Annotated in this window: 19 protein-coding genes and 12 tRNA genes; 9 read left to right on the top strand and 22 right to left on the bottom strand. The window is 45.1% G+C overall.

Translation table 11 applies throughout. The features are described from left to right. Positions 1-63 precede the first annotated feature (63 nt). Both DKW60_RS06150 and DKW60_RS06145 read left to right on the top strand, forming a co-directional pair. Positions 64-1,785 (top strand): transglycosylase SLT domain-containing protein, encoded by a 1,722-nt coding sequence (locus DKW60_RS06150; RefSeq protein ID WP_109836787.1) that lies wholly within the window; start codon positions 64-66, stop codon positions 1,783-1,785. Between the two features lie 130 nt (positions 1,786-1,915). Further along, positions 1,916-2,509: a 5-formyltetrahydrofolate cyclo-ligase gene (locus DKW60_RS06145; RefSeq protein ID WP_181389598.1), complete on the top strand. Its 594-nt coding sequence runs from the start codon at positions 1,916-1,918 to the stop codon at positions 2,507-2,509. Between the two features lie 11 nt (positions 2,510-2,520). On the opposite strand, the gene DKW60_RS06140 is transcribed toward DKW60_RS06145, so the two are convergent. The 16 genes from DKW60_RS06140 to DKW60_RS06065 form a co-directional block, all read right to left on the bottom strand. Then, positions 2,521-3,147, bottom strand: coding sequence for a YggN family protein (locus tag DKW60_RS06140; protein ID WP_109836785.1), 627 nt, complete (start codon positions 3,145-3,147; stop codon positions 2,521-2,523). Continuing rightward, positions 3,144-4,430 carry a tRNA (N(6)-L-threonylcarbamoyladenosine(37)-C(2))-methylthiotransferase MtaB gene (gene mtaB / locus DKW60_RS06135; protein ID WP_109836784.1) on the bottom strand — a complete coding sequence of 429 codons (1,287 nt, stop codon included), beginning with the start codon at positions 4,428-4,430 and terminating at the stop codon, positions 3,144-3,146. The genes DKW60_RS06140 and mtaB overlap by 4 nt, the downstream gene beginning before the upstream one ends. A 73-nt stretch (positions 4,431-4,503) precedes the next feature. Continuing rightward, on the bottom strand, positions 4,504-6,396 hold the full coding sequence (locus DKW60_RS06130) for a SurA N-terminal domain-containing protein (RefSeq protein ID WP_146203438.1): 1,893 nt from the start codon (positions 6,394-6,396) through the stop codon (positions 4,504-4,506). A 151-nt stretch (positions 6,397-6,547) separates the two neighbouring features. Beyond that, positions 6,548-6,624, bottom strand: a tRNA-Asp gene (locus DKW60_RS06125). Between the two features lies 1 nt (position 6,625). Further along, positions 6,626-6,701, bottom strand: a tRNA-Val gene (locus tag DKW60_RS06120). 68 nt (positions 6,702-6,769) lie between these two features. Beyond that, positions 6,770-6,846: transfer RNA gene (locus tag DKW60_RS06115), tRNA-Asp, on the bottom strand. 12 nt (positions 6,847-6,858) lie between these two features. After that, a tRNA-Val gene (locus tag DKW60_RS06110) sits at positions 6,859-6,934 on the bottom strand. Between the two features lie 16 nt (positions 6,935-6,950). Next, positions 6,951-7,223, bottom strand: a complete 273-nt coding sequence (locus DKW60_RS06105) for an HU family DNA-binding protein (RefSeq protein ID WP_109836782.1) — start codon at positions 7,221-7,223, stop codon at positions 6,951-6,953. A gap of 224 nt (positions 7,224-7,447) precedes the next feature. Continuing rightward, entirely contained in the window at positions 7,448-9,868 is a 2,421-nt protein-coding gene (lon, locus tag DKW60_RS06100) for an endopeptidase La (RefSeq protein WP_109836781.1), read from the bottom strand. Between the two features lie 140 nt (positions 9,869-10,008). Continuing rightward, positions 10,009-11,295: an ATP-dependent Clp protease ATP-binding subunit ClpX gene (gene clpX, locus DKW60_RS06095; RefSeq protein ID WP_109836780.1), complete on the bottom strand. Its 1,287-nt coding sequence runs from the start codon at positions 11,293-11,295 to the stop codon at positions 10,009-10,011. A gap of 268 nt (positions 11,296-11,563) precedes the next feature. Then, the gene (clpP, locus tag DKW60_RS06090; RefSeq protein ID WP_109836779.1) at positions 11,564-12,172 is read right to left on the bottom strand and encodes an ATP-dependent Clp endopeptidase proteolytic subunit ClpP; all 609 of its coding nucleotides are present in this window, start codon (positions 12,170-12,172) and stop codon (positions 11,564-11,566) included. A gap of 21 nt (positions 12,173-12,193) precedes the next feature. Then, entirely contained in the window at positions 12,194-13,501 is a 1,308-nt protein-coding gene (gene tig, locus DKW60_RS06085; protein WP_109836778.1) for a trigger factor, read from the bottom strand. A 96-nt stretch (positions 13,502-13,597) separates the two neighbouring features. Continuing rightward, positions 13,598-13,682: transfer RNA gene (locus tag DKW60_RS06080), tRNA-Leu, on the bottom strand. Positions 13,683-13,814: 132 nt separating this feature from the next. Continuing rightward, positions 13,815-13,890, bottom strand: a tRNA-His gene (locus DKW60_RS06075). 31 nt (positions 13,891-13,921) lie between these two features. Beyond that, positions 13,922-13,998, bottom strand: a tRNA-Arg gene (locus DKW60_RS06070). A gap of 14 nt (positions 13,999-14,012) precedes the next feature. After that, a tRNA-Pro gene (locus DKW60_RS06065) sits at positions 14,013-14,089 on the bottom strand. 206 nt (positions 14,090-14,295) lie between these two features. On the opposite strand from DKW60_RS06065, the gene tgt reads away from it, so the two are divergent. Next, positions 14,296-15,414: a tRNA guanosine(34) transglycosylase Tgt gene (gene tgt / locus DKW60_RS06060; RefSeq protein WP_109836777.1), complete on the top strand. Its 1,119-nt coding sequence runs from the start codon at positions 14,296-14,298 to the stop codon at positions 15,412-15,414. A 159-nt stretch (positions 15,415-15,573) separates the two neighbouring features. Here the strand turns inward: tgt and DKW60_RS06055 are convergent, their stop codons facing one another. The 4 genes from DKW60_RS06055 to tpiA form a co-directional block, all read right to left on the bottom strand. After that, entirely contained in the window at positions 15,574-16,965 is a 1,392-nt protein-coding gene (locus DKW60_RS06055; RefSeq protein WP_109836776.1) for a peptidoglycan-binding domain-containing protein, read from the bottom strand. 306 nt (positions 16,966-17,271) lie between these two features. Next, a tRNA-Leu gene (locus DKW60_RS06050) sits at positions 17,272-17,357 on the bottom strand. An 11-nt stretch (positions 17,358-17,368) separates the two neighbouring features. Continuing rightward, a complete protein-coding gene (gene secG, locus DKW60_RS24585; protein WP_109836775.1) occupies positions 17,369-17,758 on the bottom strand; it encodes a preprotein translocase subunit SecG in 390 nt (129 codons plus the stop codon). Positions 17,759-17,775: 17 nt separating this feature from the next. Continuing rightward, positions 17,776-18,525 carry a triose-phosphate isomerase gene (gene tpiA / locus DKW60_RS06040; RefSeq protein WP_109836774.1) on the bottom strand — a complete coding sequence of 250 codons (750 nt, stop codon included), beginning with the start codon at positions 18,523-18,525 and terminating at the stop codon, positions 17,776-17,778. A 179-nt stretch (positions 18,526-18,704) separates the two neighbouring features. On the opposite strand from tpiA, the gene DKW60_RS06035 reads away from it, so the two are divergent. The 3 genes from DKW60_RS06035 (at position 18,705) to DKW60_RS06025 (ending at position 19,028) form a co-directional block, all read left to right on the top strand. Then, positions 18,705-18,796, top strand: a tRNA-Ser gene (locus DKW60_RS06035). Positions 18,797-18,830: 34 nt separating this feature from the next. Further along, positions 18,831-18,907: transfer RNA gene (locus tag DKW60_RS06030), tRNA-Arg, on the top strand. A 44-nt stretch (positions 18,908-18,951) separates the two neighbouring features. Then, positions 18,952-19,028, top strand: a tRNA-Arg gene (locus DKW60_RS06025). A 28-nt stretch (positions 19,029-19,056) separates the two neighbouring features. Here DKW60_RS06025 and DKW60_RS06020 read toward each other — a convergent pair. Further along, a complete protein-coding gene (locus DKW60_RS06020) occupies positions 19,057-20,301 on the bottom strand; it encodes a molybdopterin molybdotransferase MoeA (RefSeq protein ID WP_219988653.1) in 1,245 nt (414 codons plus the stop codon). A gap of 143 nt (positions 20,302-20,444) precedes the next feature. On the opposite strand from DKW60_RS06020, the gene DKW60_RS06015 reads away from it, so the two are divergent. The 3 genes from DKW60_RS06015 (at position 20,445) to gcvA (ending at position 24,099) form a co-directional block, all read left to right on the top strand. Further along, positions 20,445-21,311, top strand: a complete 867-nt coding sequence (locus DKW60_RS06015; RefSeq protein ID WP_109836772.1) for a lipase family protein — start codon at positions 20,445-20,447, stop codon at positions 21,309-21,311. Between the two features lie 4 nt (positions 21,312-21,315). Then, positions 21,316-22,143 (top strand): glycerophosphodiester phosphodiesterase family protein, encoded by an 828-nt coding sequence (locus tag DKW60_RS06010; RefSeq protein ID WP_109836771.1) that lies wholly within the window; start codon positions 21,316-21,318, stop codon positions 22,141-22,143. Between the two features lie 1,023 nt (positions 22,144-23,166). Continuing rightward, a complete protein-coding gene (gene gcvA / locus DKW60_RS06005) occupies positions 23,167-24,099 on the top strand; it encodes a transcriptional regulator GcvA (RefSeq protein WP_109836770.1) in 933 nt (310 codons plus the stop codon). A gap of 103 nt (positions 24,100-24,202) precedes the next feature. Here gcvA and DKW60_RS06000 read toward each other — a convergent pair whose 3' ends face one another. Continuing rightward, positions 24,203-24,655 (bottom strand): hypothetical protein, encoded by a 453-nt coding sequence (locus DKW60_RS06000; RefSeq protein ID WP_109836769.1) that lies wholly within the window; start codon positions 24,653-24,655, stop codon positions 24,203-24,205. Positions 24,656-24,678: the final 23 nt, after the last annotated feature.

The following is a 24,678-nucleotide window of genomic DNA, read 5'->3' as shown; positions in this document are numbered from 1 at the left end:
AAACACAAACCGCAAGAATAATAATAATCCGCCCGGATCAAAGGGGGTGGAAAGGGTATAAAAATGGGCCAGCAAAGAAATTTAGCGTTTGCTATCGCAGCGACTATCTCCATGTCCGCTATCACGGGGTGTAGTGTCGGAACAAACAGAATCAAGTCTATTCCCACTCAGGCTGCAGCGAGTTCACCGACGATTGTACAAGAGGAAGTTGCCTTTCTTAGTGGCACACGGACTCGTAATTATCAGTATCAAAACAGACAACTGACAAGACAAGTCGCTCGTCCGGTCGCTCAAGCTCAAGCACTTAACTTTCCTGCGCCACGTTCAGTGCCACGCCCTGCACCTAAACACAATGATAATGATCTGATTTATGCAGCAAGTATCCTGCTAAACAACTCTGATTACAGCCAGCCACAACAGCCTAGGCAAACAATCGCAGCAAAGCGCTCAGTGTATGTTTCACCTAAATCAGCAGCATCACGCGTTGTTGCACCCAGAGCTGTTCAGAAACAATACCAGCCGGCTCGCGCTAACAGATCACAAGCTTACAAAGTTAGCCATCAGCCTGATTCCATACTGAATAACCCTGCATATGAGCAAGTCCTGCTTGAGTTAGCAGGTATGGCACCTAAAAAACAGCGCGCACCTGCAGTTCAAAGAACTGCAGCTTTCAGACAAGTTTCTGCTCCACCACGTTTTGTACCCGCTGCTGCCGCAAGCAAAAGTAAGGTAGCCAGACAACTACCTCATGCACCGCATGAAGACATGTGGAATCACATTAAAGCGGGTTACCAAATGCCTCACTATGCAAACCATAGTCAGGTAAAAAAGTTTATCCGTGACTACGGTAAGAATCCGGAGCGTTTACAGCGTATTGCAAACCGCGCTAGCGACTATCTGCATATCGTTGTTAATGAGCTAAAACGCCGTCGGATGCCAACTGAGCTTGCACTACTTCCATTTGTTGAGAGTGCCTACGTCAATACTGCTCATTCACATGCTGGTGCAGCGGGTATGTGGCAGTTCATTCCTTCTACCGGAAAACTGTACGGACTGAAGCAGAACCGTGGATTTGATGGTCGAATGGACGCATTAGAATCAACACGAGCTGCACTGGATTACCTACAAAAACTACATCGTCAGTTTAAAGGTGATTGGTTCCTTGCATTGGCAGCATATAACGCCGGTGAAGGTCGCGTTAGCAGAGCGATTCGTTACAACCGTGCTCGTGGTCGTAAAACAGACTACTGGAGTATAAGACTGCCTCGTGAGACGCGTGAGTACGTGCCACGTCTCCTAGCATACAAGCAAATTATTTCGCGTCCTCATGTATTCGGATTCCGCTTACCAAGAACACCAAATATGCCGAAGCTGGTTGAGATTAATGTAAATAAGCCGGTTAACCTTCGCAAAGCTGCAATGCATGCGGGCTTGCCGTCAGACACTTTAACGAGTCTGAATCCGAACTTCCTAAAGGGTGTAACTACCCCAAGAGTCAGCGGACGCATTCTGCTACCAAGAAGTCAGGCAGGTCGCCTGGCGCATGTTATCCACCAACTTCCTGCGGAGCGTCCGGTCAGTATTCGGGCGACTAGTACTCGCTATAAAAAGAAGTACAAGAAAAGCACCAAAAGGAAGTCACGTTACCGCACACATCGCGTGAAGCGTGGTGAGACTTTATATCGCATCGCAATGCGCCACGGCCTTACCGTGAATAAACTGAAGCGTCTTAACCGGATGCGCTCTAATACAATTAGAGTTGGAACACGCCTTCGCTTAATTTAGTCAGTGTCTTGAATAATGAATCACAATTAGTCTCATGGCCTCATTCCGGTTTTGGAATAGAGGCCATTTTTATAGGTGGTATTGTTTTATATCCTGTCGCAAGATAGCGAAAACAAGAGGTAAGCCACCTATGAGTCATCAGTCTGAAATCAGAAAACGTATTCAAACCAAGCGTCAATCACTAACAAAGCAACAACAAACCAATTACTCCGCACAAATCTGTCAGCAAATTGTGAACAGTGGTGTACTCGACAACGCAGGTCACATAGCGTTTTACTTGCCTGTCAGGGGTGAGGCTGACCCTACCCCATTACAACTAATCGATGCATATCAGGACAAGCATTTCTATCTGCCAATTCTATCTGAACATAAAGAAAATCATTTAGCTTTCGCCCGCTATGATGAGAACACACAGATGGTTTTAAACCGGTTTCGGATTCCTGAGCCTGATGTCGCGACAGCATCGCTTCTACATGACCCCAGTCAACTAGATGTCGTTATTGCACCATTAGTTGGTGTCGACTCTCGGGGGAACCGTATAGGCATGGGCGGTGGATTTTATGACAGAACCTTTGCTTTCAAAAAAGATGAAAACAGCTCACCATTACTGATAGGATTTGCTTACGATTTTCAATTAATTGAACCACAAACACCCCAAGACTGGGATGTTGCGGTCGATCAGATTGCCTTACAAAGTCAGTACCTGAGCACAGACGATCTATAAACAATTATTGACTAAATCCGTTGCCCTTCCGGCACTTGCTGAGGTGTAGGCGTTATATCATTAAAAGGAGATTTTTCTAACTCTTTGCGGAGTTCTTCAGTACCCTTTTCCAGCGCCTTGCCAACCTCTTCCATCGTGTCGGAGAGCTGCTTGTCAAAGCCTTTCATTGATTCAGACAACTGCTTATCCAGCCCTTTCAGTCCATCCTGCATTAAATTATTGAGCTGATCAAAAACAGTGCCAACAGTTTCTTTGACCGTACTTCCAATGGTCTCTTTAAGATCAACCCGCCAGCCATGCTCCGTACTAAGCAAGACAGTACGACCCGGTATTTTTACGCTTGCCTGACCTTGTGGCTGGGAATAAAGCATTGTTTCGATGGTAGCGGTGCGATCACCTTTCAACACTTCACCCAATTCATAACGCTCAGGTTTCAGCTGCCCTGAACGAATATATTTTAGGTAATCGACACTATCCCAGCTTGCCAGTGACTTGGCTTGCTCCATGTCTTGATCAATTACTGCCTGCCAAAATTCAGCTGCCACAGATTCCGGCGTTTGAGTTTTGGCGTTACAGCCTGTTAAGAACATCACCATCAAAAATAAACTTAAAAAGGTGAAGCTTCTTTTTGTCATCATTCTACTATTCCTGTCAGAGACTGGTTCTCGGCATTGTATGCACTCAGCCGAGTATCTACGATGCGGTTCTCTAATAAGACCGTATTACTGACAGAAGTTTCAACTTTCATGAAGTTAGGCGTGTAACCAGAATACTTTGCCTTACCGCCTTCTATGCGTTGGCGCTCCCATAAGACAGGTACAGATTGCCCTAGCTGACTGCTAGCAAAGTCCTGCTTCAAACGCTCAGCCAACTGATGCATTTCAAGACTGCGCATTTTTTTGACTGCCTCTTCAACCGAATTACTGAGGCGAGCTGCTTTAGTGCCTTCTCTCGCGGAGTAAGAGAAAATATGCAGATGACCAAAACCTACTGACTCCACATACTCCATGGTTTGTCGCCATTCTTCCTCCGTTTCACCCGGAAATCCAACAATAATGTCACTAGTCACATTAAAACCGGGCACGCTTTGTCTGGCCTGCTCCACGAGGTGCCGGAAGGAGTCTGTTTTACAGCGACGTGACATTCTTCTGAGTACTGTGTCCGACCCACTTTGTAATGGCAGATGCATATGAGGCAGTAAACGATTGTTTTCGAATAATGCAAAAAACTCATCCGGAAGATCCCAAGGCTCAACAGAGGCAAACCGAATGCGTGGGATATCTGTTTCACTTAGAATAGCCTTAACCAGTTCGTATAGTGATGTATCCAAATCACTACCGTAACCACCAACATGCACTCCTGTGAGTACAATCTCTTGAATACCCTGCTCCTGCAGACGCTGCACTTCAGCAATAATATCAGCCAATGTACGGCTTTTCTCTTCGCCGCGTGCCACTGTGACAATGCAAAAAGTACAACGATAACGACAACCATCCTGAATCTTTATAAATGCTCGCTGGCGTCCTCGTGCAAATAAACTGCTCTCACCTGGCTCCATCGCTACTAATGGCATTACATTGCCAGCGAATTTATCCATAACAAGTTCGGGAAGTTTATCTTTTTGCGGGTTTGGCACCACCAAATCGACACCCATGTGTTCAGCGACCTTGTCTGCCTCAAGTGTTGCATAGCAACCACTGACAACAAGTTTTGATTCTGGATTCTCACGATATAAGCGATTCATCAGCTTACGTGATTTTTTACCCGCATCAGCTGTTACTGCACAGGTATTCAGCACCACAATATCAGCATCCTCGTGGTCAGGAACCATCGCGTGTCCCTTTGCACGAAAATCATGCGACCACTGCTCTAATTCTGCTTCATTCAGGCGACAGCCCAAGGCTTTTAGATGAACTTTCATTACTACTCACTTGATACAAAAAAGCCTCCTTAATGCATCGCACTAAAGAGGCCTGATAAGTTTACTTATTAAATCATTCCAATGCAGAAGGATTGATCTCAACCTCTGCTTGTTCACGCATTGCTTTTAACAACGCATCCTGCTCACGACGTGAAATCTCAGACTGGAAACTCGCTAAGCTACCCTTGCTAACCTCAGTATCGCCATCGACTACTTTACTCAGTCCGACGATCACATAGTCTCCGTTTGGCAGTATAGTATTAGAAAAACTAACTTTTCCTTCCTCAGCCGCCTGCATTTTAAAGACTTCCTGAACCACCTGTGGGGTGGTTTTACGGTCGTTTCGCTTCAGCTTATCAAATTGCACAACGTCTTCGGGCACTAACTCAGCAACTGTCTCTAATGCTGACCAATCGTTAGTCTCGTTCATTTTAGCCAGTAAAGCCTCACCAGCTGCAACGGTCAATTTACGAGACTCAGAATCGATATAAGCGTCTGTTACTTCTTTTTCAACTTCTGCAAAAGGTTTAACTGCAGCCTCTTCATGCGTATTTAGTCTAACTACAATTGCACGTGTTGGTGTAATTTCCAGCATATCCGAGTTAAAGCGGTTATTTAAAACTGCCTCAGAAAATGCAGCTTCACGTACTTTTGACGACTCACCGATGCCTTCACCACTAGTACGAGTGATCCAGTCGCTCGTTACGATTTCCGCGCCTAATGCTTCAGCAGCCGGATCAAGACTACCGTCATTCTCAAACGCTTGTGTACGAAGTTGGTCGACCTGTGAGAAGAATACATCTGCAGCTGAAGCATCTCTGTATGCAGAATCAACCCGATCCTTTACAGCATCAAACGTTTCTAACTCTTCTGCTTTGATATCAGTCACTTTGACAATTTCGTAGCCGGATGAGGTCAATACCGGAGCAGAAACTTCACCCACCTTCAAGGCTGAAGCCGCTTTAGCAAATTCAGGATCCATGTCGTTAACATTTAAGTAACCCATGTCACCCGCCTGTTCAGCAGCAAATGTGTCATCAGAAGCGGTCTTAGCAAGCGTCTCAAAGTCACTAGTGCCAGATGTAATCTGTTCATACAATTCGTTGGCACGCTTTTCAGCTGCTTCTTTGTCCTGCTTAGCGAGTGATACCAGAATGTGTGAGACTTTGCGCTGCTCTGGCTTACGGTACATATCCGCGTTTTCGTCGAAATATGCTTTCAACTGCTCTTCATTAACGTCCAAACCCTTAGCGATCTCAGCTTGGTCAACAACCAGGTAATCCAGCTTTACACGTTCATCACTCATGAAACGCGAAGTGTTTGATTCGTAAAATGCTTTCACGCTATCTGCATCTGGTGTCACCTTCGCTTTGTATGCGTCAGCACGAAGTGTGTAAGTCTGGCCGGAACGCTCTTGATTAACCAATGACTGATACAAGGCGGCTTGCTGTTTAGGTACAAACCCCGTGGATGATACGGCAGAAGTAAGCTGCTGTAAGGTGATGTCATCACGAGTCTGTTGTTCAAACGTGCCTCTGGTGAGACGGTTTGCAGTCAGTAGTTGCTCATAGGTAGTCTCATCAAACTGACCATCTTTTTGGAATGTTGGCATTCCACGAATAGCGTCACCGACTTCCTGATCACTGGCGCGATATCCATACTCTGCAACAGATTGCTTTAAAAGCTCTCTGGTCACTAAGTCATCAAGAACTTGTTCTTTGATTGTTTTATCGTCTAACTGAGGTGGCAATGTGCCGTAAATAGACGTCAGACGCTGCTTCTGTTGAAGAGTCGCAGTCGTAACAGCCGAAATATCAATATCTTCACCATTTACAGTTGCTGCAACAACCTTTTCACCACCATCCAGGTATGAACCAATACCGAACAGCATAAAAGGAATACTGATGAAAATAACGATTGCGTATGCAATCCACCCTTTCGCTTTATCATTAATTGTTTGAAGCATGATATCTCTATTTTCGTTGATGTTTTTATCGCTGCTGATGATACCTGATTGCACTAAGGCATACCAATAAAATCAGTACTCTGACGCAAGGTAGCATCAAATTTTAAGCAAAAAAAAAGGATACCTATTAGGTATCCTTTTTCTCTAAAACTGGCGGAGCGGACGGGATTCGAACCCGCGACCCCCTGCGTGACAGGCAGGTATTCTAACCAGCTGAACTACCGCTCCGTGGTGGGTGATAAGAGACTTGAACTCCTGACATCTGCCTTGTAAGGGCAGCGCTCTACCAACTGAGCTAATCACCCGATGTCGAAGAAGGCGTATTATGCCGACTTTTTTTTCTACTGCAAGTGTTTTTTTACACTTTTTTTACTGGCGGAGCGGACGGGATTCGAACCCGCGACCCCCTGCGTGACAGGCAGGTATTCTAACCAGCTGAACTACCGCTCCGAAGTAAAAAATTGGTGGGTGATAAGAGACTTGAACTCCTGACATCTGCCTTGTAAGGGCAGCGCTCTACCAACTGAGCTAATCACCCTCAAGTAGAAAGCGCGCTAGTTTACTGCATCTTTGATAGCTTTACCAGCTTTAAATACAGGATTTTTTGAAGCTTTAATTTGGATCTCTTCGCCAGTGCGTGGGTTGCGTCCAGTACGTGCTGCGCGCTCGCGAACAGTGAATGTACCAAAACCAATTAGAGTAACAGTTTCTTCTTTTTTCAGTGCGCCAGTCACTGTATCTACGAATGCCTGATATGCAGCATCTGCATCAGTTTTACTCAGCCCAGATGCTTCCGCCATTGCTGCGACTAATTCAGTTTTATTCATGATTGTTATCCTTTATTAAATGGTGTGATGATGGTTGTACCCATTTGTTGTATCCCAGCCTGCCCCAAAACTAACAGCCTTATTGGAGATACGCTGATTACGCCGCACAGTTATACCAGTCACTTCACAATTGTTCAACAAAATTAAGGACGCAGAACAACGACACCATTAAATTTGTCATTATTCATGCATCCAATGTAATGAAGCCTGATATTTTGAGGTATTTAGTGGGCGCGAACCTCTCCCTCTGATGAAGAATCTGAAACGCCTGATGAGTCTATTGAATCATCATTATCTTCATACTCTTCTTCACTTAACGCGGTAGGCGCTGACTCTAGTGCAATCTCCAGCACTTCATCAATCCACTTGACCGGCTTAATCGTTAGTCCCTTAGTGACATTCTCAGGCACTTCAGCAAGATCCTTTTCATTATCCTTAGGTATAACAACCGTCGTGATGCCACCTCGATGTGCCGCTAGTAGCTTCTCTTTAAGCCCACCGATCGGTAACACTTCACCACGAAGTGTGATCTCACCTGTCATTGCCACCTCGGCTTTGACCGGAATACCCGTCATTGAAGACACAATTGCGGTGACCATCCCGATACCGGCACTTGGTCCATCTTTTGGTGTAGCACCTTCCGGTACATGAATATGCACATTGTGCGATTTCATAAACTTCTGAGAAATACCCAGCACGCGTGCCCTACTCTTCACGACAGTCTCAGCAGCCTGAATAGACTCCTGCATAACCTTACCCAGGCTACCAGTACTCTTAATGCTACCATTTCCGCTCAACTTCACGCTTTCTATGGTCAGTAATACTCCTCCAACCGATGTCCAAGCAAGCCCCGTAACCTGACCAATTTGATTCTCTTTATCCGCTCTACCGAAGTCAAAACGCTGGACACCGAGATATTTTTCAAGATTTCGCTGGCTAACTGAGGTCTTCGCTTTGTTTTCAAGCAGGTGATCACGCACCACTTTTCTACAAACTTTTGAGATCTCACGTTCAAGATTACGAACACCTGCTTCACGCGTGTAATGACGAACGATGGCTAGTAAAGCAGAGTCACTAAAAGTGATCTCTCCTTTCTTCAATCCATTCGCCTTGATTTGCTTAGGCGCCAGATAGTTTTTTGCGATATTCAGCTTTTCATCTTCGGTGTAACCAGGAATACGTATAATTTCCATACGATCCAATAAAGGACCCGGAATATTCATACTGTTAGAGGTTGCAACGAACATGACATCTGACAAATCAAAATCTACTTCAAGATAATGATCGGCAAATGTGTGATTCTGCTCCGGATCAAGCACCTCAAGCATTGCCGAGGCAGGATCACCTCGGAAATCTGTCGCCATCTTGTCAATTTCATCCAACAAGAACAATGGGTTTCTGGTACCTACACGACTCAGATTCTGCACGATCTTACCCGGCAAAGCACCGATGTAAGTCCGACGATGGCCTCGAATCTCAGCCTCATCTCGCACACCACCCAGCGCCATGCGTGTATACTTACGCCCGGTAGCTCGTGCAATTGAACGTCCTAAAGACGTTTTACCCACACCCGGAGGACCAACTAGGCACATGATCGGTCCTTTTAGCTTTTTAACACGCTGCTGAACCGCCAGATATTCAACGATTCGCTCTTTGACTTTATCAAGACCATAGTGATCTTCGTCCAATGTTGCCTGAGCTTTTGCAAGGTTAGAGACAATGCGAGACTTCTTCTTCCAGGGAAGACCAACCAACCAGTCGATATAGTTACGAACAACGGTCGCTTCGGCTGACATCGGAGACATCATCTTAAGCTTGTTCATTTCAGCAGTGGCTTTCTCCAATGCTTCTTTAGGCATTCCTGCCTTCTCAATCTTTTGCGCCAGCTCGTCATTTTCGTTAGGTGCTTCATCCATATCACCTAACTCTTTTTGAATCGCCTTCATCTGCTCATTCAAATAGTATTCGCGCTGGCTACGCTCCATCTGATGCTTGACGCGACCACGGATACGTTTCTCAACCTGAAGCAGATCAATCTCGCCTTCAACCAATTCAACCAGCTGCTCTAAACGATCTTTAACGCCAACAACTTCTAATATCTCTTGCTTAGCGGCGACTTTTAGTCCTAAGTGAGCTGCAACGGTGTCAGCTAATCGTGCAGGATCATCAATTCCGCTTAGTGAAGACAGTATTTCTGGTGGAATCTTTTTATTGAGTTTGACGTATTTATCAAACAAATTGAGCAACATGCGAGAGAGTAAGTCGACTTTACGCTCATCATAATCATCTGATACCGGAATAACCGTGATATCAGCTGAGAAGTGATTATCGTCTTCGTTGATCTTTTTAATTAACGCACGCTCACCACCTTCAACCAAAACCTTTAAGGTTCCATCAGGGAGTTTCAGTAGTTGCAGAATAGTTGCTAATGTTCCGATTTCGTAAACATCTTCAGCACTTGGGTCATCAACTTCGGCACTGCGCTGTGCGACCAGCAATACCTGCTTGTCACTTTCCATTGCTTCATCAAGTGCAAGAATAGACTTCTCACGACCAACAAATAATGGAATAACCATGTGTGGATAAACGACTACGTCGCGTAGCGTTAGGACAGGTACATTTTTTATCGTTTTAGCTCTTGCCATTTTAACCTCTTTAGCCTAATTGCTTTAGCTGTTAGCATCACATGGATATTGGGATAGTTTTCCGCAATCTCAACGGCTGCTTCTTATTATTGAAAATAAAAAAGCCCCGTGCAGTTAAGCATGGGGCTTGGTTATCTAGCTTAATCCGCTGAAGAAACTTTTCGCTCCGGCTCTGCGTCCTGACTTTCATAAATCAGATAAGGCTTACTGTCACCAATAACCACAGACTCATCCACAACCACTTTTGTGACATCGTCTTCCGATGGTAAGTCATACATTGTATCGAGCAATATTCGCTCTAAGATACTTCTCAAGCCACGTGCGCCGGTCTTACGCTCCATCGCTTTGCGTGCAATTGCGTGCAAGGCGTCATCACGGATATCCAGCTCACTTCCTTCCATATCAAACAATTTGGTGTATTGTTTAGTGAGTGCGTTCTTCGGCTCAGTCAGAATTCGAACCAGCGACTCCTCTTCCAACTCCTGAAGCGTCGCCACAACGGGTAAGCGACCTACGAATTCAGGAATCAAACCATATCGAACCAAATCTTCTGCTTCGATACCCTGAATAACATCACCAAACGTCTTCTTGCCGTCAGCTTCTTTGACCTGTGCCGAGAAACCGATACTGCCTTTTTCGGTACGATCCAGAATGACCTTATCCAATCCGGCGAAAGCACCACCACAGATGAATAGAATATTTTTTGTATCAACCTGAAGGAATTCTTGCTGAGGATGCTTACGTCCACCTTGAGGTGGTACAGAAGCAATTGTACCTTCAATCAATTTCAATAACGCTTGCTGAACACCTTCACCAGACACATCACGAGTGATTGACGGGTTGTCAGACTTACGAGAAATCTTGTCAATCTCATCAATATAGACAATACCCGTTTGAGCCTTCTCTACATCATAATCACATTTTTGCAGCAACTTCTGAATGATATTCTCAACGTCTTCACCCACATAGCCGGCTTCAGTCAACGTTGTTGCATCAGCCATGGTAAATGGCACATTCAACGTACGAGCCAGAGTTTCTGCTAATAATGTTTTACCACTACCAGTCGGACCAACTAACAAAATATTACTTTTCGACAGCTCAATACCGTCATCACCGGCCGAATACTCCATACGCTTGTAATGGTTATAAACGGCAACAGACAGCACTTTTTTCGCAGCATCCTGACCGATTACATAATCGTCCAGGAATTTATTTATTTCGCGAGGAGTAGGCAATGAATCCTGAGTCTCTTCCTCTTTGTCCTGCATTTCTTCACGGATGATGTCATTACACAAATCAACACATTCATCACAAACAAAAACAGACGGCCCGGCGATCAGTTTTCTAACTTCATGCTGGCTCTTGCCGCAAAACGAGCAATACAGCAATTTACCATTATCCTGATCGTCTTTTTTGTCTTTACTCATTACAGAGAATTCCTCATTTCTATATTGAAGCCCATGCCCCAACTTAATCAACTTCTTGATGAAAGTACAGTAATAACAGATAGGCCTAGGGGCTTTCCCCAGCTTTTTGTGCTATCGAGATACTTACACTATGGAGACGCCACTGCTTATATCCAAGCCAAAACATCCACAACAATTATTCGTTTAGACTAAGCATAATCCTCTGAAGCCAAAATCACAAAAGGCCCGTCATTTGACAGGCCCTTAATCTTCAGAAGAATTATAGCAATTAGCGCTCGCTTAATACTTCATCCACCAATCCGTACTTCACTGCTGTTTCAGCATCCATGAAGTTATCACGGTCAGTGTCTTTAGCAATCTGATCTAAACTCTGACCAGTATGGTGAGCCAATACACGATTCAGTTCATCACGAATTTTCAGAATCTCGCGAGCATGAATATCAATATCCGTCGCTTGACCTTGGAAACCACCCAGCGGCTGGTGAATCATCACACGTGAATGAGGTAAAGCGTAACGCTTACCTTTAGCACCACCGGCTAACAATACCGCGCCCATGCTTGCCGCCTGACCAATACAAATTGTACTAACCTCTGGCTTGATGAACTGCATAGTATCGTAGATACCCATGCCTGCGGTCACAACACCACCCGGAGAGTTGATATATAGATGTATATCTTTTTCCGGATTTTCTGACTCAAGAAACAGTAACTGAGCAACGATTAGGTTTGCCATGTGATCTTCAACCGGACCAACCACAAAAATAACGCGCTCCTTCAACAAACGTGAGTAGATGTCGTAAGAACGCTCACCCCGTGAAGTTTGCTCTACTACCATTGGGATTAAACCCAATGCTTTCGTGTCTAATGCATTACTCATCAGCATTGACTCCTTTTATAATTATGCTGCGGCTTGCTGTTGCTGAGGATTCATCAAGTCAGAGAAAGCAACCTCTTCATCAACTACCTTAGCCTGACCCATAACCCACTCAACAATCATCTCTTCCATGACAGCTGCCTGGATAGTTTGCATTGCCTGTGGATTGCCTTTGTAGTATTCGATTAACTGCTGTGGCTCTTCATAAGTAGAGGCCAATGTATTCAGCATTTCATCAACTTTTTCAGGGTCGCTTTGTAGTTCGTTCTTAGTAACAATTTCACCAACAATCAAACCTAACTTAACGCGACGTGATGCTTGCTCAGAAAACAGCTCATCAGGTAGTGAAGACATATCTGCCCCACCTGCATTTTCTGCCATCTCGTTACGAACGTAACCAATTTCCTGAGTCACAAGCGCCTTAGGCAAATCGATTTCGTGTAAGTCTGATAGACCATCCATGACTGACTGCTTAACGCGGTTCTTGATAGCTTGCTCAAGTTCACGCTGCATGTTCTGGCGAATCTCTGCACGGAAAGAATCCATATCACCCGCGTCAACACCAAACTTTTCGATGAATGCTGCATCAACTTCCGGCAATGTCGCTTCCTGTACCTTGTTCACAGTTAATTTAAACTGAGCAGCTTTACCTTTCAGGTTTTCAGCCGGGTAGTCTTCCGGGAAGTTAACCGTAATTTCTTTCTCTTCGCCTTTTGACATGCCCACCAGACCTTCTTCAAAGTCTTTAAGCATTCTGCCAGCGCCTAGCTCTACATTGAAGTCCTGAGCTGATCCACCTTCAAACAATTCACCATCAACAGAACCTTCAAAGTCGATATTAACTGTATCGCCATCAGCACAAGCACGCTCAATATCAGTCCACTCTTTTTGTTGAGTGCGAAGATTCTCGATCATCTTGTCGATATCATCTTCGTTGATTTCAGCAACTGGGCGTTTGATCTCTAAACCTTCCATTGAAGCGATTTCAAATTCAGGATAGATATCAACAGTCGCAACGTAAGTCAGATCTTTACCACGCTCAAGCGCTTCCGGCTCGATCTCTGGCTGACCAGCAACGCGCAAACTTTCTTGTGCAACTGCTTCTGTAAATGTTTTTTGGAATGTTTCGCCAAGAACTTCCTGGTAGACAGAGTCGCCATATTGCTGACTAACTACACTTAATGGCACTTTACCCGGACGGAAACCATCTAGCTTTACACGTCCACGCATGGACTTCAAACGCGATTCAACTTCGCCATCAATATGGTCAGCGGGAACGGTAATCGTCAGTTTGCGTTCGATATTACCAGTGGATTCAACTGAAACTTGCATGCACAAAACCTCATGTACCACCGCTAGCAAGCGGTGAGATGATATATAATCTATAGATCGTAAAATTCCCCAGGACAGGGTTGGATTAAGTCAAATTGGTGCGAGAGGAGAGACTCGAACTCTCACGCCCTAGGACACTGGTACCTAAAACCAGCGCGTCTACCAATTCCGCCACTCTCGCACTTTGACTTACACCACTCTGCCTTGTGAGCTAAGAGCGGGGATTATACATTGCTAATTAGCACTTGTGTATAACCTCTTTAGATAAATTTTGATAAAATCATGATTATGACCTCATCGTGCACTAAGTAATTGGGGTGGATGATGGGGCTCGAACCCACGACCACCGGAATCACAATCCGGGGCTCTACCAACTGAGCTACACCCACCATCATACTTAATGGCTTCCAACCGAACAAATGGCGCGTCCGGCAGGACTCGAACCTGCTACCCTCGGCTTAGAAGGCCGATGCTCTATCCAGATGAGCTACGGACGCATGCTCGAAAAACGTGGTCGGGGTAGAGAGATTCGAACTCCCGACATCCTGCACCCAAAGCAGGCGCGCTACCAGACTGCGCTATACCCCGTTTCCAAGTTACTTCAGATCAGCTAAGTAACGCTGCTGCCCCGAAGAAGCGCGAATAATACGCGCGATATTTAATAGCGTCAAGCATATTTATTCAATTTTCTGCGACTAATTTTCAAGAGCTTTAGCGCAGGTGATATAGCCTTTTGAATTTTAAAGCATTGCCTGTAATATGCCACGATTCAAATAGTTTACGAAGTTGTTTTTATGTCACATTTACAGTTCGATCTACTTAAAAGCAAAGACCAAAGTCGACGTGGTCGACTCACATTTCCTCGCGGCACAATTGAAACGCCCGCATTCATGCCTGTAGGGACTTATGGCACTGTAAAGGCGATGACACCGGAACAGCTCGAAGGCATCGGTGCTGAAATTATTCTGGGCAACACCTTTCACTTAATGTTACGCCCGGGCACCGAAGTTATTAAGACACATGGTGACCTGCATGACTTTATGAACTGGCAAAAACCTATTCTGACTGACTCTGGTGGCTTCCAGGTATTCTCATTGGCACAAATGAGGAAGATCACAGAAGAAGGTGCTCACTTCCAGTCACCAGTCAATGGAGACAAAGTTCTGCTAACACCGGAATATTCCATGCAGATTCAGCGCGACCTTGGCTCGGACATCGTCATGATTTTCGATGAATGCACCCCCTACCCTGCAACAATCGACCAAGCCAGAGACTCTATGTCCCTGTCGCTAAGATGGGCTAAACGAAGCAAGAAGGCCCACGAAGAGAACCCGTCAGCACTCTTCGGAATCGTCCAGGGCGGCATGTATGGTGACCTGAGAAAGACCTCAGCAGAAGGACTAAAAGAAATCGGCTTTGACGGCTATGCAATTGGCGGATTATCCGTTGGCGAGCCCATGGACGAACGCAATGAAGTATTAGAGGCCACCACTCCACATCTGCCTACAGATAAACCACGCTATTTAATGGGTGTTGGTAAACCTGAAGACATTGTGGAGTCAGTAAAACGTGGCGTGGATATGTTTGACTGCGTCATCCCTACCCGTAACGCTCGCAACGGTTTCTTATTTACCCGCTATGGCACTTTGAAGATTCGCAACCAAAAGCATCAGTTCGATACCAGCCCCATCGATGACAAATGCGGCTGCTATACCTGCCAGAACTACTCGCGCTCTTACCTACGCCATCTTGATAAGTGTAAAGAGATTCTGGGCGCACACCTAAACACCATTCACAACCTGTACTACTATCAGGAATTAATGCGTGGCATACGTGAAGCATTGGATGATGATCGCTTTGATGAGTTTTATACTGAGTTTTATGCGCTAAGAGAACAAGGCGACAATCTTTAATCCCGCGGCGTCGTTATACCTCTCCGGCCCCTTTAACAGACCAGCCTTAATTTATTCACACTCTATATCAATATTTTAATCACTGACTCATTAAGATCCATCAGACACAAAAAAGGCCACTCAATGAGTGACCTTTTCGTATCAGATTAAGCAATCAGCTTACATGATACCCATCTTCTCTAGCATCTGAATAGTCAGACCACCTGTTGGCAAGTCATTGTCTTTCTGATACTTCTCAACTGATGCCAATGTACCACGACCGATACTTCCGTCGATTGGACCATTGTAGTAACCAGCATCCTTCAATACTTGCTGAATCTTCTTGTTAGTGTCACGAGTCATGTTTGTTTCACACAAAACACGTCTCCACTCCAAACGCTCACTAGACTTCTTCTCTTCTCTCTCAACAGTATCGAATACTGCAGGAATGATCGTACGCTTTTCTTCAGCTTCTGCAGAAACATTCTTCACCTGAACAGTTTTGTACTCAGCTGGAACCTTCTCTTCTCTTACTGTCGCTGGTGTATCGATCACTTGCTTCTTCACGCTTGTGAATACCGCAGGAATCTCTTTTAGACAGATAGTGTTACCAGTCGCAGTACCTTCACCAGCAACTTCAGCATTTCTCCAGATGAACGCAGCATCAGCAACTTTGTTAGTTACTTCAACTTTACTGAACTCAGCAGGAAGCGTTGTGCGGTCCGCAGTAGAATCACTGACTAAGCGACTAACAGGAACAACAATTGACTCAGCAGGCACTTCAACTTCCTGAATCGCTGCAGCTGATTTCAGAACAGTTTTCTTGATGGTCTTGTATTTAGCAGGAATCTGAACCAAACACATGATATCGCCAGTACTGTTATCGATACGTGTGATCGGACCAGTACCCTTCTTCCAGACTGCCTTAGCAGGCTCTACCATAACCTGCTCTTCGATGACTTCATACTCAGCTTCTGTCAGAACTTTATCCTTAGTAGAAGCTTTAACCATGACAGTTTCTTCTGTCTGTTCATACTGAGCTTCTGCTACAGTGATCTGCTCAGCTTCTTCTTTAACGAGTACTTCTTTCTCAGTAGTCTCGAACTTTGCAGGAATGTAAAACTCACTGAAACATTGATTTGGCTGTGCAACGTCAAGATCAACACCGTTGGTCTTCGCTGCTGCTAATAGCGCAGGACTTGCCGGAATACCGCGGCGATCCAGACGGGTCACCCACTCGTTACGAGCTGGTGATACTTCAACTTCTTCTGTTTCTGTACGGTAAACCGCAGGTACAGCAACTAATTTTGTGTATGCTTCTTTAACAAGTACTTCTTTTTCCTGAACATCGAACGTTGCAGGAATGATTTCAACAGTACTTGTCTCAGGCTTAACCAGAACTTCTTCCGTTACTGTCTCAAACACTGCAGGTACGATTACTTTTGAGTAGCACTCACCCGGCTTAGCATCTGGTAATGTGTCAGTAGCGTCAACACGATCAGTATCTGCTGCTTGCGACACAGGTATTAGCAAAGAAAGAATGGCGGCTGAGGCATAGCTCTTGTTCAGCATTTGGAACTCCTAAAATAGACTACTTAATTTTGATTTGTAGTGACTGAGTGGGCACTTCTATGGAGCAAGGCTCCTGTGATTATTTTCTGTATTCACGACCGTCTTGGTCGCGACACCCCTTTATATATTTGCCGATAAAGCATAATCGATACCCATCCAATGGGCAACCTTCTTTACAAGGCAAAATATAAGCGAATAAGCATAATTAATTATTGTTTAGGCCTATCACTCATTAAAATCGGCTTTTAAATGAAATAAAGCATTTTTGAGACAAAACAAAGCCCGGAGAACCGGGCGTCGTTAATATGGTGCCGATGGCCGGAGTCGAACCGGCACAGCCTAGGGCCACCACCCCCTCAAGATGGCGTGTCTACCAATTCCACCACATCGGCAAAATTCATTCTTACTGCTGAGGTGCAGCTGGAACGTCAGACTGATCATTCTGTGGCGTAGTGCCGACAGGGACCGGTACATCTGAGGGCGCAGATGGTACCGCTTTCTCGTCAGTTTGACTAGTACTAGTCACAACTGATTCAACAACACTTCTTGACTCACCTTCAGGATGAGCAACCAGCCAAGCCAAAACCAGAGAGTTGACAAAAAATATAGTTGCCAGTATCGCAGTCGTACGACTCAAAAAGTTACCAGAACCTTTAGATCCAAATACTGAGCCTGAAGCACCGCCACCAAAAGCAGCGCCTGCATCCGCACCTTTACCGTGCTGCATTAGCACAAGACCAATGATTCCCAGAGATGCGATTAATTGTACAATCAATAAAATGTTATAAAGCATAGTAATATTTTTTTAAGTTAAGCGGCCTGACAAATTGCCAGGAAGTCATCTGCTTTTAATGAGGCGCCACCAATCAGACCACCATCAATATCCGGCATTGCAAGCAATGCAGAAGCGTTTGCCGGATTCATACTACCACCGTAGAGAATTTGAGTTGTCTCCGCGATAGTCTTGTCAAAACTTTCAAGCAATACCCTAATAGACGCATGAACCTCTTGTGCCTGATCCGGTGTCGCCGTTCTTCCGGTACCAATTGCCCATACTGGCTCGTAGGCAATCACTGCATTTTCTAACGCACTGATACCGTGGGCATCTATCACAGCCAGAATCTGCTGCTTAACAACATCTTCTGTAACACCTTGGTCGCGCTCTTCAAGACTTTCACCTACGCATAATACAGGTGTGATACCTTGATCTTTCAGCATCTTAAATTTAGTTGCTACCTCTGCATCAGTCTCGATGTGCAAACTACGACGCTCAGAATGACCGACCAAGCAGTACTCACAAGAGAACTCAGCCAGCATTGAAGCACTAACCTCGCCCGTGTATGCGCCTGATGTGTGAGCAGATACATCCTGCGCGCCCAAACTGATATCGCTATCCTTAAGAGCGGTCTCAACCAGCGGTACGTATATATAAGGTGCGCAAACCGCAACTGACGCATTCATACTATTATTGAGACCCGCAGAAATACCGGCCAGCAACTCTATAATAGATTGCTTCGTACCATTAAGCTTCCAGTTGCCCGCTATCAGTGTTTGACGCATTTAGCTTCTCCGTTCAATGCCACGTTTCATACAATCGCGGAAGATTAAACCGACTGACTCGATAAATCAAACTATAATGACTTATTGGCGTCAAAAAAAAATTACGAATAAAATTGAAAAAAACACTTTACCTCCAAGGGCAATATGAGTAATCTACCGCCCTTCACGAAATCTAGCACGGAGAAGTGGCCGAGTGGCTGAAGGCGCTCCCCTGCTAAGGGAGTATACGGTTTATCCCGTATCGAGGGTTCGAATCCCTCTTTCTCCGCCATCGTTAGAGTCGTGTCTAGTAGGATTTAAGAAGTGCGCTGGTAGCTCAGTTGGATAGAGTATCTGGCTACGAACCAGAGGGTCGGGAGTTCGAATCTTCCCCAGCGCGCCACTTCCTTAATATCATTCCTACATCTTCATAAGTTAGTAAAATACGCGCTGGTAGCTCAGTTGGATAGAGTATCTGGCTACGAACCAGAGGGTCGGGAGTTCGAATCTTCCCCAGCGCGCCATTTTATTTACACTTATCGGTTCTAATCTTTACAGATCAAACAGACTAAACGGTATGAACTCTAGTTCATCACCTTTTGACAGCTTCACTCCTTCGCGCACTACCGCCAGCCCATCCGCCCAACTCGCAGACGTCAACACACCTGAGCTTTGATTGGGATAAGACTCAAGAACTGCTTTTCCATTTTCTGCAACAACCAAGCGCACCCGCAGATACTCCTGTCGACGCACGGTGTACGCTAAATCAAAATTCGCCGTTACATTAAACCCTTTGACCGACTCAAACTCACCACCTTGCATTGCCAATATAAACGGTCTGGCTAACACGCAAGTGGTAGCAAACACTGAGACAGGATTGCCCGGTAAGCCCAGAAACGGAACACCATTAACTTCACCAAAGGCTAGTGGCTTACCAGGCTTAATACTGATTCGCCACAGGTCCAGCGTTCCAAGTGAGTCAACCGCTGATTTGACATGATCCTCTTCACCAACCGATACCCCCCCGCTAGTCATCACCAAATCAGCTTGTGATGATGCATCGTTCAGTGCATCAATTGTTGAGGCCAAATCATCCTGAATGATACCTAGGTTAACCACCTCACATCCCATTCTCTGCAGCATGCCAACTAAGGTGTATCGATTGGAGTTATAGATTTGCCCTTCTGCGAGCACCTCCCCTGGTTCGCGCAACTCATCACCTGTAAAAAAGACCGCGACACGCAGCCTCTTATAGACACGAATGCGACAAACTCCTACTGACGCCAATAAACCAAGATCTTGCGCACGTAGTTTGTGATGAGCAGACAATACCAATTCACCTTGTTTGATATCCTCACCTGCAGCACGAATATTTTCACCTTTATCAATAGAGGCGGAGATAGTGACGCCATCTGCACCCACCTCGCATAACTCTTGCATCACGACCGCATCAGCACCTTCCGGAACAGGTGCGCCAGTAAAGATTCTGGCAATTGTGCCTTCAAGCAACGTTGAGCCTACTGAACCTGCCGGAATACGTTGGCTGACTGGTAATTGAATACCCTCATGTATCTCATCTGCCCTAACCGCATACCCGTCCATAGAGCTATTCGCTAGTGGAGGAACATTTAGCGGCGATGTGATCGCTTCAGCCAACACACGCCCCAAGCCATCACTTAAAGCAATCTCTTCAGTCTCACTAACAGGCACTACGCATTTACTCAATCGCTGCAAGGCTTCATCAACCGGCATCAGTTTTACACCTAATATTGGACTATCACAGCTTACTTGAGCCATTGCTTACCTCGTAAAATGTAGTATTTTGATACCCCGTATACTACACCAGTCCAGACTCACGCCGCACTCACCAGCAGAAATTAATGCATGATGGATTGATTCCTGTAAACTTGCTCGCTTTGTGATTTCGATAGCCATAAGTAATGAGTAAAGCAACCATAACCGAACTTGCCCCAGCTGCCAGTAAGAGTATGCAAACACTGGATGACTTGCTGATACGATCAAAAAATCCATCCTCAATTACCCATCTTAGGCCGCTCGCACGCTCATTACTATTTGCAGAGCTATCCATGATTGCCTATCTGCCAGAACCAGAGGTTATCAAAGCAGCTCACATATTAGGCTTTGACAATGTCATTTATTATGACCGTGATGGTTCACAGGCCTACTCCTTTATTAACGAAACAGACCACGTGATTGCTTGTCGCGGCACAGAACCGAATGAATGGAATGATGTCAGAGCTGACTTAGATGCTGCCACTGCAGTTGCTGAAACCATCGGGCGGGTTCACCGCGGATTTAAACGTGAAGTGGATGATATATGGCCTATTTTAGAACAAAGCCTTAAGAGTAATGACAAAACACTGTGGTTTACCGGACACTCTTTAGGTGGTGCAATGGCGACTATATGTGCGGGGCGCTGTATGTTGTCCCACATCAAATCCAACCCAACTCAGATCTATACCTTTGGTAGCCCCCGTGTTGGTGATAAGCGTTATATCAACTTTGTTAAAGTCGACCATGTTCGCTGGGTGCATAACAATGACATTGTCCCCAAAGTACCTCCCGCATGGCTAGGTTATCGTCATACCGGTGATGAGCATTATCTGGATTCTGAAGGAAAACTCCGCAAGCTCAACCTTATCCAACGTCGAAAGGATGCCTGGAAGGGGTTTGTGAGTGGTATCAAAAACCGCAGCATTGATCACTTTGAAGATCATATTATTGATCGTTATGTTGACCACATTTATTTCGAAGCGTTGAGTTCTGGCGATTTAGACCCAAAATAAGCTGATGGACTCACTTAATCAAAACGATCAGACATCACCCCACGACTATCTGAAAAATAATAAAAAACCCTTACTAATGGCTCATCGTGGGAGCCGGATTTTAGGTCCGGAAAACACCTTTGATGCATTTGATATTGCCCACCAGTCACAGGCAGACGTGTTGGAGGTCGACATTCGGTTAAGTCGGGACAAAGCAATTCTGGTCTTTCATGATGAAACACTTGAACGCGTCACTAACGGCTTTGGCAAGATCACGAACCACACCCTTATCCAACTTAAACACTTTGATGCTGCTTATCATTTTAAAACGGAGGATGGTGAGGCATTCAGAGGCCGATACATAAGACTCCCAACCCTTGGAGAGTTGTTTGAAGCGTATCCGGATATTCGCATCAATATCGACATCAAAGATAAAAACCCAGTTGCCGCAGAGCTGCTGGTGGACTCGATAAGCAAGGCAAGTGCCGAAAACCGGGTATTAGTTGGTAGCTTTCATCAAACGGTAATCGATCATTTCAGAAACATTGCTCCGGAAATCCCGACCGCCGCCTCACCAAAGGAAGTGAGTCAGTTTTATGCACTCAGCAAGATACCCATTAAGGCCAGTGATGCAAAATGTGCTGCCCTACAAATACCACCTCAGTTTGGTTGGCTAAACCTTAGCTCAAAGCGTTTTGTTAATTTCGCAGCAAGATCCAGCTTACCTATCCACTACTGGACGATCAATACATCTGATGACATTAAACGACTACTTGAGGCCGGTGCCGATGGCATCGTGACGGATCGCGTAGACATTGCATTGACCGTGTTTCAGGAAATGGGCTTCAAATAAGTCCTGCCAACTCAATACACCAACTGTGAGCCATTTGCACTAATATCTATGACGCACTGCAACATTTAATAAAACTTAACTATGTTTTTAGCAAAACTCAACTGCGATCCTAGCGTAAGAATAAATAATAAAACTAATAACCCTATATTAACGAATTATAACTTGAAATTGATTATTTTTTTCGAATTAATCGTTGCCGGATTAGGTAAAGGGAACTAGAATTTACACCACTGTAGAGATATACGCTCTGCAAACCGAATCATGAGGAGATGAGGAAGCGCCAAAGTAGATGCCTAACTAAGTGGCTTGGTTTTGTATCTTACGGTTGAGGATTAGGAAACTATCTTACGCGCAAAAAGATAACCCAATTATTGTTTCGCAGTAGTTGGGTTTTCTGTTTCTGGCCCACTACACTATAACTACTCAATCCCTACCGCTACCCATTTCAGCTCAATACCTCCCTCTACCAGCACAAGAAAAAACCAGAGGGGGCTTGTAGACTAACATACCGTCTACATACCCCATGGTCGAGGAGGAGGAGAAATCACTTACATGAGATCGAGAGTAGCAATCTTAGACTGGTCAGACTTACAGAGCTGTACTGCTAGTTAACTCTATCTGAATGTCCGCACAAGGCTTGTCTTTGACTGATACTCTGTGGCTAATAATACAGGATCATGATTAATGCCCACTTAATAGACAATATTATTTTGTGAAAATATTCAGAAAGGGCGTATTCGGGTGATATACTCAGAAAATAGTAAGAAGTCCAAGAGCAGTGCCTGACTCTAACTGGTAGGTCTTGCACCACTCTTGGTAAAGGAGGAGGAAATCATCTTACGACTCTAAGATAGCCCCCAGACCTTACAGACTCAATAGACAAAAACTCAATGCCAGTACCATAAATCGTTAACATCACGCTAAATCATATATTATTCAGTTACTTAGAATAGATTAGCACCACAACATCTTACACGTCTTCAGATTGTTAACAGACGCAAAAAACATAATAGTTGTCTCTTTATGACTTACAAAAGTAAAGCACCACTACCACCGCTAAACGCATTAAAAGCATTCGAAGTTGCTGCACGCCACTTAAATCTTACCAAAGCAGCCGCTGAATTATTTGTTACCCCCGCCGCAGTAAGTCGGCATATCAAAGTACTGGAAGAGTACTTAGACGTGACCCTATTCATTAGGGGAAACCAAGGGCTGGAACTGACAGAAGTCGCCTTACACTGCTACCCGAAGTTAAGTCAGGGATTCTCAACACTGGCGGATGCTGTTGCAGAAATACGCCAACGTACCAACCGTCGCCAATTAACGGTCGGCATGGCTCCCTCATTTGCATCTAAGTGGTTTATTCCCAGAATGAATCAGTTTACCGAGATGTTTCCGGACATAGACCTTCGCATTCTGGCAAGTTCGGATTATCTGGAATCCTACAAGGGAGCTAAACACGGACGTGATGGTACAGATGTGTCTATCCGTTTTGGTAAAGGGAATTACCCGGATTGTGATGCCACCAAACTATTCGATGTTGGTGTCAAACCGCTGTGTAGCCCAACACTGTTAAATGGTGAATTTCCTTTAAACAATCCGGACAATCTGCGTCATTACACATTGATTCATGATGACACCTTACACGGCGGTCAGCAGGACTGGGATTCCTGGTTATCGGCTGCAGGGGTGACTGAAGTAGATACAACACGTGGCTCTCGGTTTAATCATGTGTCACTAGCATTAGAGGCAGCAGTTGCCGGGCACGGTGTTGTACTAACCATCGACCAACTGGCATCTAAAGACATTGATGATGGACGATTAATCGCACCCTTTGACTTAGAGCTTCCACTGGATTACAGCTACCATCTAGTGATGGATAAGCATAAGCACGGGCACAACATTGAAACCACCGAAACGTTTGTGGAATGGATTATGGGTGAAGCAGGACACTAATCGCCTCACCCACAACTAATAACTGACCATGCCGCTGCAAATCTGAAAGCACTGACAGCGGCATATCTTTTAAGATTAAATCTGACTCGTTCTAGCGGCCCCCTCAATAGACAGCCATTACCTCATTCACCTTCAGGAATGATTTTCCTGCACAGTTGATTTGCACAGAACTTCCTACTGACCCCGGAAAATCATCCAGCTTGATGTTCACATCTGTCTCGGTAATCACTTGAGCAACAATCCCATCGGGTCTGCTAACGATAAGATCCAACACAACCTGCTCAGGAAAACTCTCCTTCACCTGATCAACCTCTAGAGCGAATTGGTAACCCGGTGTCGGCGTCGTAACCGTAAACGTTACCCGTAAAGGGGCACGACCCGATGAATCCGGACTTGGCATCGAGTTAATCCACATATGAGCATTCTTAGGCTGGCTAGCCAAGCATTGCTTAGCTGAGGCTCCAGAGTCTTGCGCACCCTTATCATTTATAGACGTACCAGCACAGCCATAAGCCGACATCAGCATCACTGACATGAGTAAGTTTCTAATCATCATTTCAGTATCTCCCAAACAAAATT

It is taken from the genome of Leucothrix pacifica (assembly GCF_003172875.1).
In the GTDB taxonomy this organism is placed as follows: domain Bacteria; phylum Pseudomonadota; class Gammaproteobacteria; order Thiotrichales; family Thiotrichaceae; genus Leucothrix; species Leucothrix pacifica.
This window is presented reverse-complemented; position numbering and strand designations above follow the sequence as displayed.

Bases quoted from the DNA above. Each gene is read 5' to 3' on its own strand.
- tig (WP_109836778.1), bottom strand. From the start codon at position 13,501: ATGCAAGTTTCAGTTGAATCCACTGGTAATATCGAACGCAAACTGACG.
- secG (WP_109836775.1), bottom strand. From the start codon at position 17,758: ATGCTTTATAACATTTTATTGATTGTACAATTAATCGCATCTCTGGGA.
- DKW60_RS06140 (WP_109836785.1), bottom strand. From the start codon at position 3,147: ATGATGACAAAAAGAAGCTTCACCTTTTTAAGTTTATTTTTGATGGTG.
- clpX (WP_109836780.1), bottom strand. From the start codon at position 11,295: ATGAGTAAAGACAAAAAAGACGATCAGGATAATGGTAAATTGCTGTAT.
- DKW60_RS06105 (WP_109836782.1), bottom strand. From the start codon at position 7,223: ATGAATAAAACTGAATTAGTCGCAGCAATGGCGGAAGCATCTGGGCTG.
- DKW60_RS06145 (WP_181389598.1), top strand. From the start codon at position 1,916: ATGAGTCATCAGTCTGAAATCAGAAAACGTATTCAAACCAAGCGTCAA.
- DKW60_RS06000 (WP_109836769.1), bottom strand. From the start codon at position 24,655: ATGATGATTAGAAACTTACTCATGTCAGTGATGCTGATGTCGGCTTAT.
- tgt (WP_109836777.1), top strand. From the start codon at position 14,296: ATGTCACATTTACAGTTCGATCTACTTAAAAGCAAAGACCAAAGTCGA.
- DKW60_RS06010 (WP_109836771.1), top strand. From the start codon at position 21,316: ATGGACTCACTTAATCAAAACGATCAGACATCACCCCACGACTATCTG.
- mtaB (WP_109836784.1), bottom strand. From the start codon at position 4,430: ATGAAAGTTCATCTAAAAGCCTTGGGCTGTCGCCTGAATGAAGCAGAA.
- clpP (WP_109836779.1), bottom strand. From the start codon at position 12,172: ATGAGTAATGCATTAGACACGAAAGCATTGGGTTTAATCCCAATGGTA.
- gcvA (WP_109836770.1), top strand. From the start codon at position 23,167: ATGACTTACAAAAGTAAAGCACCACTACCACCGCTAAACGCATTAAAA.
- tpiA (WP_109836774.1), bottom strand. From the start codon at position 18,525: ATGCGTCAAACACTGATAGCGGGCAACTGGAAGCTTAATGGTACGAAG.
- DKW60_RS06020 (WP_219988653.1), bottom strand. From the start codon at position 20,301: ATGGCTCAAGTAAGCTGTGATAGTCCAATATTAGGTGTAAAACTGATG.
- DKW60_RS06130 (WP_146203438.1), bottom strand. From the start codon at position 6,396: ATGCTTCAAACAATTAATGATAAAGCGAAAGGGTGGATTGCATACGCA.
- lon (WP_109836781.1), bottom strand. From the start codon at position 9,868: ATGGCAAGAGCTAAAACGATAAAAAATGTACCTGTCCTAACGCTACGC.
- DKW60_RS06055 (WP_109836776.1), bottom strand. From the start codon at position 16,965: ATGCTGAACAAGAGCTATGCCTCAGCCGCCATTCTTTCTTTGCTAATA.
- DKW60_RS06015 (WP_109836772.1), top strand. From the start codon at position 20,445: ATGAGTAAAGCAACCATAACCGAACTTGCCCCAGCTGCCAGTAAGAGT.
- DKW60_RS06150 (WP_109836787.1), top strand. From the start codon at position 64: ATGGGCCAGCAAAGAAATTTAGCGTTTGCTATCGCAGCGACTATCTCC.